Raw genomic sequence first — 15,939 nt, 5'->3', positions numbered from 1 at the left:
CTTCAACGGGCCTGGCCGGGGGCTACCCGAACACTGGCAAAGGTCTTGTCATCGAAACCGGCGCCCAAAGAGGCCGCACGCACATGCAGATACCAAGCGCCGCTGCGGTCGAGGGTGATCGGCGCTTCGTACACGCCGTCGGCGACTTCCAGCGCCACCACTTCGCGGGGATGCGAGGTGGGCGCGAGGTAGTAGCGCAATTGCACGTCTTTCACGCCGCTGCGCTGGGTTTTGTCTTTGCCCTGCACGATGCGGAAACGCACGACGTAGGGGTCGTTGAGCGCCACGGCAGTCTTGTCGAGGAGGAACTCGACTTTCGGTGCGCCGAAGTGTTTTACCAGGGCGCCATTGGTTTCGATCTGCGCGGTAAAGCAGTGAATGATGTTCGGTTGATTGAGCAGGAACGCCACGTCAAAGCGCCCCGCCGCCGGCAGCTTCACCCGCGCGCTGTACAGTCCCGGCGAGACTTCGCGCAAGCTGCGATCGATGACCAGGGCGGCGCGGGCGATCTGGCCACGGTTGGGGTAGCCGGACATCGGCGCGTTCATGCCTTCGGCGTAGAAGTAGGTGGTGTTGTCGACAGGGTTGACCACGAACACCGCGTTGTCATCGCGCGACACCGCCAGGCTTGAGGCCAGTGGCAAATCCCCAGCCAGACGCGGCGCTTGCGGGCCGGCTTCGAAACTCTGGCTGATCGGCTGGCGGCCTTCGCCTAAAGAAGACAGGTTGATCATGGTGACTTTCGGTGAAGCGAGTCCGCGGATGTAGGCGTAGGCCTGGGTGAACACCACTTGGTAGGGTTCGGCGCTGACGTCGAGGTCGTGAATGGCGCCGTTGGTCGCGGCGTCGATGATGCTGGCGCGGTTTTCCACGGTGTTGAGCACCACGCCGAAGCGGCCGTCGGCGCTGAAACCCATGGGGCCGAGGCCTTGTTGCAGTTTGATCACCCGGCGGACGGCGTGCGTGTTGGCGTCGATCACGGTCACCGTGCCGTCCTTGCCATCGGCCACATACACCGCGCCGGACAGCGCGGAATAGGCGACTGACAGCGGATGCGAGCCGGTTTTGATCTGCTCGACGATGGTCAGGCTGGCGATGTCGACCACGCTGACGGTGCCGTCGTCACGGTTGCTGACGAAGGCGAAGCGGCTGTCCTTGCTGAAGCTGATTTCGTGGTGGCCGCGCCCGGTCTGCAAGTATTTGAGGGGTTTGAGGCTTTGGCTGTCGATCACTGTGACGCCGGAGTCTTCGGCTTTGCTGGCGTTGTTGCCGACCCAGAGCAGACGTTCATCCGGTTGCAGCGCCAGGCGCACCGGTTGGCTGCCGGCTTTAATCGAATCGAGAACCTTGAATTGTTCGCTGTCGATGACGGCCACTTCGCCGGCCGTCGGCATGGAAACGAACACGCGTTTGTTGTCTTTGGGCGTGACCCAGTCCATCGGCGGTTGCTTGAGTTCGATTCGCGCGAGCGTGCTGGTGATGCCGCCGACCGACACCGACGGATCGACCACAGCGATGCTCGCGTCGCGGTTCATCACCAGCAGGAAATAGCTGTTGAGGTCGAGCAACGGCCGCGCACCGATGTTGGATTTGAGAAACACCCCGACCCGGGCCTTGCAGCTCTGGTCGCGGCCCTGGGCCTGATCGGCGGCGAGGGTTTGCGGATCGACCCAGGCCCCCGGCGCTACCCCGGACAACGGCTGGCCGGAGGCGCTGTCAGTGACGCGAAACTGCACATCGGCGAATTCACCTTCACGCAGTTTGCCGTCAGCGGCCAATGGCTTGAGGTTGAAATCCACCGCCACGCCGTCGCGGTTCAGCGTCTGACCCGCACCGGTTTGTGCCAGCGCAATCTCACTCAGCGTCAGCAACGCACCGGCCATGGCCAGCGTGCAAATACCGATGATGTTGATGATCCTGTTCATCTAACTCTCCCCTACCTCTTCACCTGGCAAAACACCGCCCCCCATGTGGGAGCGAGCCTGCTCGCGAAAGCGTCTTCAGCCTCACCCTCACAAACCGAGTTGCCCCCATTCGCGAGCAAGCTCGCTCCCACAAGGGATTTGCGTACATCCACTTCCTCACTGCCAACCACTGTCCCCTGTGGGAGCGAGCTTGCTCGCGAAAGCGGTCTGTCAGCCAACACACCTGTTGCATGTGCCGCCCTCTTCGCGAGCAAGCTCGCTCCCACAGGGATTTGCATCCACCGGGGCATTGCCGCTCTGCTACTGCCCCTGCGGCGCCGGTTCCGGTTCGTTGGTCACGCGCAGCAAGCCCCATAACCCGGAGGTGTTGCCGTAGGCGGCGTAATCGCGGAACAGATAATCCCCCGGGATCGCATTGCTGCCACCAGCGCTCGGGATCATGAAGCTGAAGTGCGCGGCCGGCAGGACGCTTTCGTGGGCGCCGATGTACATCGACATCGGGTTGTAGCCGAAGCGCACTGAGCCGACGCCCGGCGACCCCATCGGATAACCCCCGGTATCGCTCTTCTCGGCCTGGAACGGATTGACCGACCAGACGTGCCCATCGAGCTGGAACGTGGTGCCACGACTGCCACCGCTCGGCATCAAAATATGCGTGCGGAACGGTTGCCCGGGTTTGGCATACAGCACCGGCGTCTGCGGATCACCGCCCACCAACGCGTTGCTGTAGGCCATGTGCGCATTACTCATGTCGCCGTAACCCGCGCCATCGGCATGCCCGAACGGTGCGTCCGGAGCGAGGCCGAAGCGGTACCACAGCGGTTCGGTCTTGTAGTTGATCGCCATGCTCGAGTTGTCCTGCGGATCGGTCGGCACGCCGAAGCCTTCAGCCGCAATCCCTTCCACTGGCCGGCCATTGGCCCAACGGGTGTTCAACGCCTTGTGCCAGACCATCGCAAAGTCGCGGTAGCTGGTTTGCCCAGGCGCGGTGACCGTGGCGTTGACCTTGCGCGCATCGTCGACCCAGGTCGCGCCGATCGGCAGGATGCTCATCGCTCCGCCAAGACCTTTTTGCGGCTGCTTGATCACGTCCGCCGGGGTGATGTTCAAGCCGCCGAACTCCACCGCTGTGGCGTTGATGTTGTCGACGCTGCGGCCCAGTTGAGTTACCGGTTTGCCTTCACGCTCCAGGTGCCCGGCGTAGTACTGATAGGTACGGGTCGGGTACGCGCCGCTGTTGCCGACACGCGGTGGCACGGTCTGAATCGGGTTGGCGCCGACATTGGCGCCGTCGGATTTGGTGATGTCGTACGCCAGCAACTGCGCGTGCAGGCCGACGTGGCTGGACGGCCGCATCAGGTTGTTGCTGAAGGTGGTCGAGCCCAGACCGCTGTTGCGATCACGCTTGACCATACCTTGCATCACCGCGGTTTGCGTCAAGTCGGGCATCACGCTCGGCAGACGGTTTTCCAGAGTGATGTTGATGCAATCCCCCGCGGCTGCACGCAGCACCAACGGCTCGACCGGAATGCCGGGTTTCAGCTTGCCACTCACCGGATCGAGATCGGATTTACGCACATAGAGAATCGCGGTTGGGTCATGCAACGGCCCGCTCTGCCCGCCGATGGTGATGGTTTCGCCATCTTCCGGATCGGTCACGGTGACTTGGGGAATGCTCACCGTGCGCGAGTTCAGCACCAGGGTGCCACCCGCCGGATTCAGCGGCCCGCCGACATGCTGACCAAGCCCTTCGGGATCGCCGATGGTCAGGCCCAGCGCATTGCCGAGAATGTCGTTGGCCAGCGCCGCGACCACTTCGTAGTTGCGCTGCACCGTAGGCCGGGTGCCAATGCCGTTAGGGTTGGCGCCATAGCGCGGGCAACTGCCCTCGAACGCCACGGTGTTGCGCATGCCCGCCGGATTCGGGTTGTTGGGGATGGCGAACAGGTCGGCGCGTTTGGCGGTGTAGTTGCGCATCACGCCCCAGATACCGCTCCAGTAGCCTTCGATCGAAGCGTCCATCGAGTACAGATAATCACCCGTGGTCGCCGCCGAACTGGACAGCATCGACACCGGCGCAATGAAGCCCATCTGCTCGGAAATACCGATCATCTGCGACGCGCGCCAGCCAGAGTTGGAGCTGTTGCCGAAACCGGAACCGCTCTGCAGCCATTTCACACCGTGCAGGGTGACGTTGTGCTCTTCCTCATGGCCGCCGGCATGCACCCGCAACCGCACGTTGTCGCCGGTATAGGTGCGCAGCATCGGCGTGAACGGATCGCCCGGCTCGGCGCCGCCCTTGTTGATGTGCGGTGGAAACAGCGTGGTACCGCCGGTGGGTCCGGTCGCCGAAGTGAGCAGATTCGGCGCCAGATTCATCGCCGGAATGGCGCGGTCGGTACGGCTTTGCATGGCGAACGACAGATCACCGCCGAGGCCGTCAGCCTGCATGCCGCGTTTGCCATCCGGGCCGACCTTGTTCGGGTCGTACACGCGCAGGGCCAGCGGTTCGTTGCGATAGTTGACGACGAACATGCCCGGATCATCCACCGAGATCGCCTGCGGACATGGCCGGCTCGGGCAGCCCGGCACCTGACCGCCCTGCACTTCCAGCACGCCTTCTAGCAAGTTGCTGGCGTTGTTGCGCACTGGCGGGTTGATCGCGTAACGGAAGCTGTCGGCGGTGGCCGGGAACGCCTGCGCATTCGGCACACCGTTAGGGCCGGCACCGACGTAAACGCCAGCTTCATAGGCGTGCTGGAAGTCGCTGTATTCGAGGAAGAACTCGCGGAAGCTGTCGTTCTTGCCGTCGCCATCGAGGTCGCCGGTGTTGATCACCGCCTGCCATGAGGTCGGCCCACCATCCTGGCGCGCGCCGCTGTACAACGGCTCGCCGGTTTCGGCGTGGAACCAGGTGGAACCGGCCGGCTCGGCAAGCACAGTCGCGTACAGTCCAATCTGCTGATGCGTCGATGGGCCTAAGTGGTCGTGGGTGAAGATGGTGCCGAGGCCGCGATCGACGCCTTTGGCGTTGACCACCGGATCGACGAACCAGCGCTGCATCGCCGTGCGCGCACCCAGCCAGTCGGCGCGACCATACTGGCCGAAGAATGGGTGGTTCCTGGCTATCGGGCAGGCCTGGGTGCCGTCACGTGGATCGGTGCCGGCGCACTGGTTGAACTCGCGGATCGCATGAATGCGTTCCTGCACGGCGCCGGGTGAGAGCACGCCGTCCTCGTAGTTCCAGCCGTTGGAGGAGCCGTCCGCCGAGGTCAGATCCCACTTCGGCAAGTGAATGTGCTGGCCGATTACGTCGGTCGGCGTGCGCACCTGATAGTCGTCCATCTCATAGGTGGCCGGGACCAGGTTGGTTTGCTGGTATTGCACGCAATCGAAAGTGTTCATGCGCATCACCAGCGGCTCTGGTGGACGTTGCTTGGTGATCACCGGCCAGGCGTCTTCCCACAGCGCGAGAATGCGCGCCTGCGGAAAGTGATAACCGACTTTGTTGTACACCGCGTCGAACTGAATGTTGGCGGCTTTGTAGATCCGTGGGCGGTCGGCGGTGAAGCTCGAGGCGCCGACAAAGGACATACCGTCGATGCGCTCACCGCTGGCGAACTCGCCGCTGCCGGCGTTGCTGGTCAGGCGTTTTTGCCGATCGTCCATGCACGGCTCGTAGTACGGCGCGCCGGCCATCGGCAAGGCACCGTTGGTGCGGAACGCCTTGGCCACCAGTTGATTGCCGGGCAGCAAGGCGTAGCTTGGATGATCTTTTTTCGCGTGGAAAGCCATCGCGGCCTGTTCGACTTCGGTGCCTTCTTCCGGCAGGTAAATCGGCTTGGCACGGCTGACTTCCTTGGAGAAGTCCAGCGAAGTGGTCACGGTGTGCGCTTCGCCACCGGCCGCGACGCCATCCAGTGCGTGACGCTGCAAGCCGCCATTCCAACCGCCGGACTGCGCCGGGTCGAGATTGGCCCACAGTGCCTTCCCGCTGGCCTTCAAAGACTGCGCGGTGGCCGCGTCGAGCATGTCCAGCGGCGGCGTTGGCGGACGTTGGCCGACCGAGCTTTCCATGCCGCCGATCCAGAACGGATAGCCAGGGTTTTTCAGGCTGCCGTCGGCATTGCGATTGGCTTCGCTGCGATCGACCAGCGCCAGCGAACCGATGGCTTGACCAGCGGCATTGCCGCCATGGTGCTCACCGTCGTCATCGCCCTCTTCTTCGTCATCGTCGTGATCATTTTCGGCGACCAGGGTTTCGCCGATCTTCGGCACGACCACGACTTTGCCCGGCATTGGCGCCATGGCTTTGCCTGGAAGCGGCACGATGGCCGGAATCGGCGTACCGGCGACGATTTCGCCATCGGGCAAGGCCCGTGCACCCGCCGCCGGTTTGCCACTGCGCAAGGCAAACGGTTCGCTGTGATAGCCGTCGGCGCCCTGCTGCGAAACATCGAGTCGCGTGCCTTCTTCGAACACGTCGTGCACCCGCCACATGGCCCACATGCCTTGGGCGAAGTGCGGATAGAAATGGCAGTGATAGATCGCATCACCGGCCACGCGGTTGCGGTTGCCCGAGCCACCGTTGGCAATTTCATAGGTATAACCGGCGCCCGGGCCAATGCCTTGGGCGTCGACGTAATCGGAGTTGTCGTCGTTGGGGTTGAACAGCCACTGATGGCCGTGCAGGTGGAAGATGTGTTGCTCGTGGCCATTGTGGGTATTGCGGAATTTGACGAAGTCACCGATGTAGCTGTGGTTGACGTTCGACGGCTCCGACGGATACAGGGCCATGGTGGCTTTCACGCCGATCTGATCGGCGCGCGGTGTCTGGCCGGGGGCGATGTTCTCCAGCCCGGTGTTGGCCGGCACATCCACCAGCATCGCTACATCGCCGACGGTGTGCGAGCTGAGGAAGAACTCTTCGTAAGCGCACGACAGGCAGTCGTGCATCGGCCCCACGCCCAAGCGGTTGGCGACCACTTCGGCGCCCATGCCGCCGGAGCCGTAGTTGATCATGAACGAGTCGCGGGTCGGCTCCAGCACATGGGCCATTACCGGGTCAGCCCAATAGGCCGGGAATGCTTGAGTAGCGGCGGTTTCGTCCTGGAATTGCGAGGCGAAATCGCGGAACGCTTCGAGGCGATTGGGAATCGCCGGGTTGCGTTTGCCCATCGACTCCAGCGGGTAGGTGCTGGATGGGAAACTGCCGTCGGCGTTGCTGCCCATGACAATCGCATCGCTTTCGCTGGAGATGATTTCATTGCCGTCGACCATGCCGATGATCGGCGTACCGGCCTTGCCTTCGCGCAACCACGGTTCGCGCTGCGGGTAGCGCGCCTGGTAATCGACGATCGGTTGGCCGGTGGGTGCGCGACCGGTGGTGGCCAGGCGCATTTCTTCTTCGGTGAGGGTATTGCGATAGGTGCGACCGCCCTTGGGCAGAACGACGACCTGGCCGAACAGACCATTGGCAACGTTGCCGGCCGCGCCCTCGCCACCAAACGTCGCGCCTCGGCTGCTGACGGCAAACGCGCCCTCGCGTTCGGCGTACAGCGTGTAGGAGCGGCTCGCCCCCGGTGGCACCAGACTGTTGGCGTTACGTCCGGTGAATGAAGAGATGTCATCAATGCTGTTCACTGCTTGCAGGCCGTTGACCTGGAAACCGACGTGACGATCAGCTACTTGTTCATCGACTTTGAAGGCTTCGGCGCCGTTGGCGTTTTCCGCGCCCTCTTCTTCGCCCAGGTTTTCAAAGTGCTTGTTCGGGTTGGCCTGATAGTCGAGCAGGTTCTGCAGATTGATCGTCAGGCAATCGCCGGCGGCCACACGCAATACCAATGGCCGAGGGCGCTTGTCCGGACGCAGCGAGACTTTGCCCGGCACTGCGGCGCCGCCGTAAGCCAGCGACTGCTCATGTTCATCGACCACGTCGCGGCGCAGGGCGAACATCATGCCGTTGATGTTCTGCGCGCCGAGGCGGTTGAACATCAGTGGTTGATCGAAGGCGACGACGTTGGCCACCAGGTTGCGCTCGCAACGCACGGCTGCACCGGCCAGCTCGACGCTGAGCATCGAGGCCAGAATCACCAGCCAATTCAACAGAGACGGAGCGTGATGAATGCCAACCATGATCAGTAACCTCGTAGTGGGTGCTCTTGGGAACACTTCTCGACAAATGCCTCGGAGCAATCCGCGTGCCACAAAAAATCTCATTACCGTTCAACCAGTTACCGCAACCATTTGAGGATCCGGGGGATATTCCCCACCGGTTTTCCCCACTTTTCGGGCCTCTGCGGTTTGCCCCCGAATGTGGGGAAAACCGGGTTGGGTCACAACGGCGCATCCATGGCCAGGCCCTGCAGACGCCGGTACTGACGCAATACGTTCGGTACATAACGCTGGGTTTCGGCGAACGGCGGAATCACCCGGCCACGGCTGAGCACCGCGTCGGGCCCGGCGTTGTAGGCCGCCACGGCGAGAGCAATGTCGTTGTCGAACAAAGTCATCAGGCGTTTGAGATATTTCGCCCCGCCCTGGATGTTGGCCTTGGGGTCGTAGACGTCGGTCACACCGAGTTCGCGCGCGGTGTCGGGCATCAACTGCATGAGTCCGCCTGCGCCTTTGGCTGAGGTCGCACCGGGGTTGTAGTGGGATTCGGCGTTGATCACCGCGTGCAGCAGCGCTTCGGGTAATTGATTGACTTTGGCGGCTGCCGAGACCAGTTCCGCGTAGGGCTGGTTGGCGATCATTTGTGGCTGTTGATCGAGGCTGGCCACAGGCATTTCAGCCTCGTGGATCACCCGTTCGTAGGTGCGTCCGGGCCGGTGAACGTTGGACAGGACATAGCTGCCCTTGGCGTCCACGGAGATGAATACGTCGGCTTGCGCGGCGCCGCTGAGCAGCACACATCCGAGCAATCCGCTGGCGAGAAATTTCATGTCGGGCCTCCCCGGATCGACCCCGATAAATTGGGGGAAATGCCCCAATGGCCGATCACGTTTGAGCCATACGCAAGCACTGTGCCGACTCTTGAACTGCCCGATTTACAAGGGCTTCAGCCAATCAGCCGGTTTTCAGTGAGGCTGAGCATGGCAATTGCATAAGCCCTTCAGGCGACACGGCTGCCACTCACGGGAGGTCATCATGAAGCTGCAATTTCGTCCGCGTGGCCAACGCGGTTTTACCCTGCTCGAATTGCTCGTGGTGCTGGTGGTGCTCGGCCTGTTGGCCGGGATCGTCGCGCCGAAATACTTCGCCCAACTCGGTCGCTCCGAAGTGAAAGTGGCCAAGGCGCAGATCGAAGGGCTGAGCAAAGCGCTGGATATCTATCGACTGGAAGTCGGCCACTACCCGTCCACCGAACAGGGCTTGCAGGCCTTGGTCACTGCACCGAGTGACGAAGCGAAATGGACCGGCCCGTACTTGCAGAAAAAGCTCCCGCAGGATCCGTGGGGGCGTAACTACACCTACCGCTATCCCGGCGAAAACAGCGAGTACGACTTGCTCTCGATGGGCAAGGACGGCCAGCCCGGCGGTGAAGGTGAAAACGCTGAAGTGACCAACTGGCAGTAAACGGAGCGCGGCCCATGCGATTTCATTTGAAAGCGGTCGGCAAGGCGGGCGTGGTGTCCTTGAGCGTCGAAGCGGCGGGTGACAGCGACGCACGGCGGATCGCCGAGGATCAGGGCTTGCGTGTGCTCAGCTCGCACGCCGACAAGCATTGGCGCTCACTGAAACTGCGCCAGCGCGAGACCTTCAACCTGGTGTTATTCAGCCAGGAATTGACCACCCTGCTCAACGCCGGCCTACCGTTGATCGATGCGCTGGAAAGCCTCGCCGAAAAAGAAACCGCCCCCGCTGCCCGGAAAACCTTGAGTGAGCTGGTGCGCCTGCTTTATGAGGGCAAATCCTTCTCGCAGGCGTTGGGCCAGTTGTCGGCGGTGTTCCCGCCGTTGTACGTGGCGCTGGTACAGTCCAGCGAGAAGACCGGCGCGGTCGGCGATGCATTGGGCCGTTACGTCAGTTACCGGCAGCGCATGGACGAGGTGCGGCAGAAGATCATCAGTGCCTCGATCTACCCAATGCTGTTGCTGATCGTCGGTGGTGGCGTGGTGTTGTTCTTGATGGGTTACGTGGTGCCACGCTTCAGCCTGGTGTTTGAAGGCTTAGGCAATAACCTGCCGTGGCTGTCGCAGGTGCTGATGAGCAGCGGCATGTTTTTGCATGCGCATCAGGCTGAGTTTTTTGGCGGGCTGGCGGCGCTGGTCATTGCCCTCGCCGTCCTGCAGAAGCAACCGGCGTTTCGCCGTGGGCTGGATCGGCTGGTGGAGAAACTGCCAGCCGTGCATCAACGGATTTTCATGTATGAGCTGGCGCGGTTTTATCGTTCGCTGGGGATTCTGCTGCAAGGCGGAATTCCGCTGGTGACCGCCATGAGCATGGTGCGTGGCTTGCTCACCGTTGCCTCGCGGGTACGCCTGGATCAGGCTTGCGAGCGGGTGCGCGAGGGGCAGTCATTGTCCACCGCGCTGGAGCTCAATCACCTGGTGACACCGGTGTCCCTGCGCCTACTGCGCGCCGGCGAACAGTCCGGCAACCTCGGGCAGATGATGGAACGCAGCGCCGACTTCTACGACGAGGAAATCAGCCGCTGGCTGGAGTGGTTCGTTAAATTGTTCGAGCCGCTGCTGATGACCTTCATTGGCCTGCTGATCGGGGTCATCGTGATCCTGATGTACATCCCGATTTTCGAACTGGCTTCAAGTATTCACTGACCCCCGGGAACGGGTCCGGTCCCTGCAACAATGCACTTTTACGTTCCCTACAAAACCACAAAGACGGAGAACGATATGCACATTCAAAAGCTCGTGCTCGCAATGGCCATCGGCGCAGTTCTGTCAGCGTCTACGGTGCTGATTCCGGACAATTTGTCCGGGGTATCCAGTGCTCATGCCAAGGATGGTGGGAGTGGTGGTGGAGGCAGTGGTGGCGGAGGGGGCGGCGGCGGAAATGGTGGAAGCGGAGGTGGAGGAAGTGGCGGGGCCGGTGGCGGTCACGGTGGCAACGGTGGTGGCAGCGGTGGAAATGGTGGGGGCGGAAGTGGCGGCGGAGGCAGTCACGGCGGTGGCGGCAACAGTGGCAGTGGTGGTGGCGGTGGCGGTGGCAACAGTGGCCACAGCGGCAGCGACCACGGCTCGGGACACTCGGGCGACAGCGCCTCATCCGGCCGCAACGGCGCCCATGCTGAAGCGGGAGATGACCATGGCGTCCACCGCGCTGGAGAAGTCGGCGATGACCACGGGGTCCACCGCGCCGGTGAAGTCGGTGATGATCGTGGCGTCCACGCTGCGGCTGAAGCCGGCGATGATCGCGGCGTACATGTCGGCGGCGAGCCGGGCGATGACAAGCGCGCCAACTGATCATTAGCCACACCGCAAAACCTGTGGGAGCGAGCTTGCTCGCGAATGCTGAGGGTCAGCCAATGATGTTTTGACTGACACACCGCTTTCGCGAGCAAGCTCGCTCCCACAGGGTTTTGTGGCGTGCGCAGATTTCACAGACGACCACCATCAATTGTAGGAGTGAGCCTGCTCGCGATAGCGGTCATTCAAACACTGAAGCTGTGACAGACAGAACGCTATCGCGGCTCACTCCTACAGGGTTTTGCGGCGTTTACAGATTACGCAGACGACCTTTATCAAATGTGGGAGCGAGCTTGCTCGCGAATGCTGTATGTCAGCCAATGATGTTTTGACTGACACACCGCTTTCGCGAGCAAGCTCGCTCCCACAGGGTTTTGTGGCGTGCGCAGATTTCACAGACAACCACCATCAATTGTAGGAGTGAGCCTGCTCGCGATAGCGGTCATTCAGACACTGAAGCTGTGACAGACGAAACGCTTTCGCGAGCAGGCTCGCTCCCACAGGGTTTTGTGGCGTGCGCAGATTTCACAGACAACCACCATCAATTGTAGGAATGAGCCTGCTCGGATAGCGGTTGTTCAGACACTGAAACTGTGACAGACAGAACGCTATCGCGAGCAGGCTCACTTCTACAGGGTTTTGTGGCGTGCGCAGATTTCACAGACGACCTTTATCAAATGTGGGAGCGAGCTTGCTCGCGAATGCTGAGGGTCAGCCAATGATGTTTTAACTGACACACCGCCATCGCGAGCAGGCTCACTCCTACAGTTTGATCTGCGTATAAATCAGAGGGCGACGTGGCTCTCGTTCAAGCGTTCACGCAAAAACTCGACCAGCGCCTGCACCGGCCTTGAGGCCTGACGATGCTGCGGATACACCGCCGATAACGTCAGCGGCTCGGGGCGCAAGTCATCCAGCACCGGCACCAACCGGCCATCCTTCAACGCCGCGCCGACAATGAACGTCGGCAAATAGGTAATCCCCATCCCCTGCACCGCCGCATCCCTGAGCAACTCGCCGTTGTTAACGCGCATGCGCCCGGTGACATTCACCAACAACGGCTTGCCCTGCCCGGCATTGAAGCGCCATTGCACCGAACGCCCATGGCCATAAGGCAGGCAGTCATGGCTGTGCAGGTCTTCAGGCTTGAGCGGCGTGCCGCGCTCGGCGAGGTACGCCGGGCTGGCGCAGTACACGCGTTCGATCGACGCGATGCGCCGGGCAATCAGCGTCGAGTCTTCGAGCACGCCAATGCGCAGCGCCAGATCGTAGCCCTCACCGAGCAAATCCACCGGCCGATCACTCAGATCGACCTCTACCGTAACCTCACGATAGCGCTGCAAGAACAGCGGCAGCAGACAGCCCAGATGTGCCACGGCAAACGACAGCGGCGCACTCAGACGAATCGTCCCGCGTGGCTCGGCAGTCTGCCCGGCGATGCCCTGCTCCACTTGTTCGACTTCACCCAACAGGCGCAACGCCGATTCGTAATAACTCTGCCCCAGCGGCGTCACGTCGAGTCGCCGGGTCGAGCGGTTCAATAAGCGCACGCCGAGACGCTCTTCCAACTGCATCAAGCGTCGGCTGACGAACTGCTTGGACAGGCCCAGTTGATCGGCCGCAGAGGTGAAGCTGCCGGAGTCCATGACCTGGCAAAAAATACGCATGTCTTCGAACGGGTTCATTGTCACTCTCTGGTAGACAGTTAAACGCTTTATAGCCGCTTTTTCACTTTTGAGCAGCCCATTAATCTGTGCTCACGGTGTTGCTGAGGCCCTGAAGCCCAGCGCCACAGCAGCCCGCAACCCAGGCATAAAAAATCAAAAACATTCAAAAGGATTTCCACCATGAACATCGTCAAGAAAACCCTCACCGCTTCCCTCCTCGCCCTGTCCATCGGCAACGCTTTCGCCGCCGAAACCAGCGGTGTCGAACACAACACCCAAGCCTTCCTCAACGCCCTCGCCGCCGGTGGTGGCAAACCGCTGGAGCAACTGAGCCCGAAAGACGCCCGTGCGGTGCTGACCGGCGCGCAGGCTTCGGTGAAGGTGGACTTGTCCGGTGTTGAAGTCAGTGACAAAGCGATCAAGGTCGATGGCCAGACCCTCAACCTGAAAGTGGTGCGGCCAGCCAAGGTCAAAGGCGAGTTGCCGGTGTTCATGTTCTTCCACGGTGGCGGCTGGGTGCTCGGCGATTTCCCGACCCACCAACGCTTGATTCGTGACTTGGTGGTGGGTTCCGGTGCGGTCGCGGTGTACGTCGACTACACGCCGTCGCCGGAAGCGCAGTACCCGACCGCGATCAATCAGGCCTACGCCGCAACGAAATGGGTGGCTGAGCACGGCAAGGAGATCGGTGTCGACGGTAAGCGCCTGGCCGTGGCCGGCAACAGCGTCGGCGGCAACATGGCGGCGGTCGTGGCGTTGATGGCCAAGGAGCAGAAAGCCCCGGCGCTGCGCTTCCAACTGCTGATGTGGCCGGTGACCAACGCGCAGTTCGACGACGGTTCGTACCAGCAATTTGCTGAGGGCCACTTCCTCACCAAAGGCATGATGCAGTGGTTCTGGGACAACTACACCACCAACCCGGCCGAGCGTGCGCAGATCCATGCCTCGCCGCTGAATGCCAGCGCCGAACAGCTCAAGGGCTTGCCTGCGGCACTGGTGCAGACTGCCGAGTTCGATGTGCTGCGTGACGAAGGCGAAGGCTATGCGCGGCACCTGGATGCGGCGGGTGTAGCGGTGACCTCGGTGCGCTACAACGGGATGATTCATGACTTTGGTTTGCTCAATCCGCTGAGTCAGATTCCGGAAGTGAAAGCGGCGGTGCGTCAGGCGGCGGCTGAGCTGAAGACTCATCTGAATCCTTAACAGCAAAAGATTGCAGCCTGCGGCAGCGCCTACATTGGAATACGTTCTTCTGTAGGCGCTGCCGCAGGCTGCGATCTTTTTATTGGCAGACACTGCGGAGCACCGGCCATGACCTTTTTCTACACTCACCTGCTGTCCTGGAGCGCTGCCCTGCTGCTGCTCGACGCGGTGCTCTGGCACTTCTCGCCCTTCAGCCATCGCGCCCCGAGAGTCGGAGTGCGCCTGGTGTTGTTTCTGGCGTTCACGGCGCTGGTGATCAACGCCGGCGTCAGTCCGTTGCAAGCACCACAATTCACCGATGATCGCGTGGCGCAACTGGGTGCGACGGCACTGGGAATTCTCTGGTGGCTGTACGCTGCGCGGGTGCTGACCGAGGTGATCGGCCTGGCGCTGATGCGCCGCATCGGCCACAGCGGTCGTTTGCTGCAGGACGTGATCGGCGCCCTGGTGTTTCTGGTCGCCACCGTCGCCGCAGCCGGTTACGTGTTGGAATTGCCGGTAAAAGGACTGCTGGCAACCTCGGGCGTGGTGGCCATCGTTGTCGGTCTGGCGCTGCAAAGCACCTTGGCCGATGTGTTTTCCGGGATCGTGCTCAACACCACCAAGCCGTATCAGGTGGATGATTTCGTGGTGATCGACGGCGTCGAAGGCAAGGTCTTCGACATCGACTGGCGCGCCACGCACCTGCTGACCAGCGCTGGCACCATGGCCGTGGTGCCGAACTCGGTCGCGGCCAAGGCGAAGATCGTCAATCTCAGCCGCCCGAACAACATGCATGGCGTGTCGATCAGCATTCAGGTGCCGAATCACATCCGCCCGCGGCGGGTACTCGATGCGCTTGATCGCACTTTGCAGGGCAGCAGTTCGCTGTTGCTGACGCCAGCGCCGAAAGCCGTGCTGAAAGAGGCCGGCGAAACCATGTCGGAGTACGTCGCCAGCGGGTTCATCGCCGAGCTCGGCAAAAAAAGCGAAGTACGCAATCAACTGTTCGACCTCGCCCACCGGCATCTGGAAGCGGCGGGGATTTCGCGGCATCCGGACGGCGTGATCGAACCCTCGACCCGGGCTCGTGCGTTGCTCGATGAAGTGAAAATCTTCCGCTCGCTGAGCAGTGATGAGCGCGATCGTCTGGCGGAATCGATGGTTGCCCAGCAGTACACGGCGGGCCAGGTGGTGCTGGATCTGGACGAGGTTCCGGACAGTCTGTTCGTGATTGCCACCGGGGTGGTCAGTGCGACGGTGCCGGACGGCGACAGCCAGGTCGAGGCCGGGCGCATGGGGCCGAGTGAGGTCATGGGTGAACAAAGTATTCTCGCCGATACGCCGTCGCAGGCGACGTTCACGGCGTTGACGTCGAGCATCATTTATCGACTCGACAAGAGCCTCACCCGTCAGTGCATGGAGCACCGCACGGAGGTGGGTCAGGCGTTGAATAAATTGCAGGCGGTGCGTCAGCAGAACAGTCGCCTCGCGTTGATGGCTAAACCGGTGGCGGTGAGGAAAGGTGGGTTTCTCGGTTGGTTGCAGAAGCGTTGAAGCGGCAAGATCAAGATCAAAAGCCTCCCCCTCACCCCAACCCTCCCGAAACGTCGGACCGCCCCCAAGGGGGCGAGGGGGAAAGGGAGCCGATCTCCATGTATTTCAAGATTGAAGTTCGACTCGGTATTGCAGGTCGACGTACCACGAAAGGAGTCGATCTCCAGGCATTTCAAGACC

The 15,939-nt window shown here is 61.7% G+C and carries 9 protein-coding genes; 5 read left to right on the top strand and 4 right to left on the bottom strand.

The genetic code is table 11. The annotated features are described in order from the left end of the window. Window positions 1–2: 2 nt before the first annotated feature. The 3 genes from CLU80_RS24195 to CLU80_RS24180 form a co-directional block, all read right to left on the bottom strand. On the bottom strand, window positions 3–1,925 hold the full coding sequence (locus CLU80_RS24195; protein ID WP_099758578.1) for a YncE family protein: 1,923 nt from the start codon (window positions 1,923–1,925) through the stop codon (window positions 3–5). Window positions 1,926–2,225: 300 nt separating this feature from the next. Further along, a complete protein-coding gene (gene mnxG, locus CLU80_RS24185) occupies window positions 2,226–8,060 on the bottom strand; it encodes a manganese-oxidizing multicopper oxidase MnxG (RefSeq protein ID WP_099758576.1) in 5,835 nt (1,944 codons plus the stop codon). Between the two features lie 200 nt (window positions 8,061–8,260). Further along, window positions 8,261–8,869, bottom strand: coding sequence for a lytic transglycosylase domain-containing protein (locus CLU80_RS24180; RefSeq protein ID WP_093439292.1), 609 nt, complete (start codon window positions 8,867–8,869; stop codon window positions 8,261–8,263). A 205-nt stretch (window positions 8,870–9,074) separates the two neighbouring features. On the opposite strand from CLU80_RS24180, the gene gspG reads away from it, so the two are divergent. From gspG to CLU80_RS30380, 3 genes are all read left to right on the top strand, one after another. Further along, window positions 9,075–9,503 carry a type II secretion system major pseudopilin GspG gene (gene gspG / locus CLU80_RS24175; RefSeq protein WP_064120121.1) on the top strand — a complete coding sequence of 143 codons (429 nt, stop codon included), beginning with the start codon at window positions 9,075–9,077 and terminating at the stop codon, window positions 9,501–9,503. Between the two features lie 14 nt (window positions 9,504–9,517). Further along, complete coding sequence (locus CLU80_RS24170) at window positions 9,518–10,705, top strand: type II secretion system F family protein (RefSeq protein WP_093439294.1); 1,188 nt, start codon at window positions 9,518–9,520, stop codon at window positions 10,703–10,705. A 75-nt stretch (window positions 10,706–10,780) separates the two neighbouring features. Beyond that, a complete protein-coding gene (locus CLU80_RS30380; RefSeq protein ID WP_286079770.1) occupies window positions 10,781–11,350 on the top strand; it encodes a hypothetical protein in 570 nt (189 codons plus the stop codon). A gap of 788 nt (window positions 11,351–12,138) precedes the next feature. Here the strand turns inward: CLU80_RS30380 and CLU80_RS24160 are convergent. Next, complete coding sequence (locus tag CLU80_RS24160) at window positions 12,139–13,038, bottom strand: LysR family transcriptional regulator (protein WP_093439300.1); 900 nt, start codon at window positions 13,036–13,038, stop codon at window positions 12,139–12,141. 162 nt (window positions 13,039–13,200) lie between these two features. Between CLU80_RS24160 and CLU80_RS24155 the strand changes: the two genes are divergently transcribed. Then, window positions 13,201–14,223: an alpha/beta hydrolase gene (locus tag CLU80_RS24155; protein WP_093439303.1), complete on the top strand. Its 1,023-nt coding sequence runs from the start codon at window positions 13,201–13,203 to the stop codon at window positions 14,221–14,223. A gap of 108 nt (window positions 14,224–14,331) precedes the next feature. Then, window positions 14,332–15,759 (top strand): mechanosensitive ion channel family protein, encoded by a 1,428-nt coding sequence (locus CLU80_RS24150; RefSeq protein ID WP_099758575.1) that lies wholly within the window; start codon window positions 14,332–14,334, stop codon window positions 15,757–15,759. Window positions 15,760–15,939: the final 180 nt, after the last annotated feature.

Origin of the sequence: Pseudomonas sp. 29 (genome assembly GCF_002754355.1) — a bacterium.
GTDB classification, from domain to species: Bacteria; Pseudomonadota; Gammaproteobacteria; order Pseudomonadales; family Pseudomonadaceae; genus Aquipseudomonas; species Aquipseudomonas neuropathica.
The sequence above is the reverse complement of the archived record's forward strand: the minus strand, read 5'-3'. Positions and strand labels throughout refer to the sequence as shown.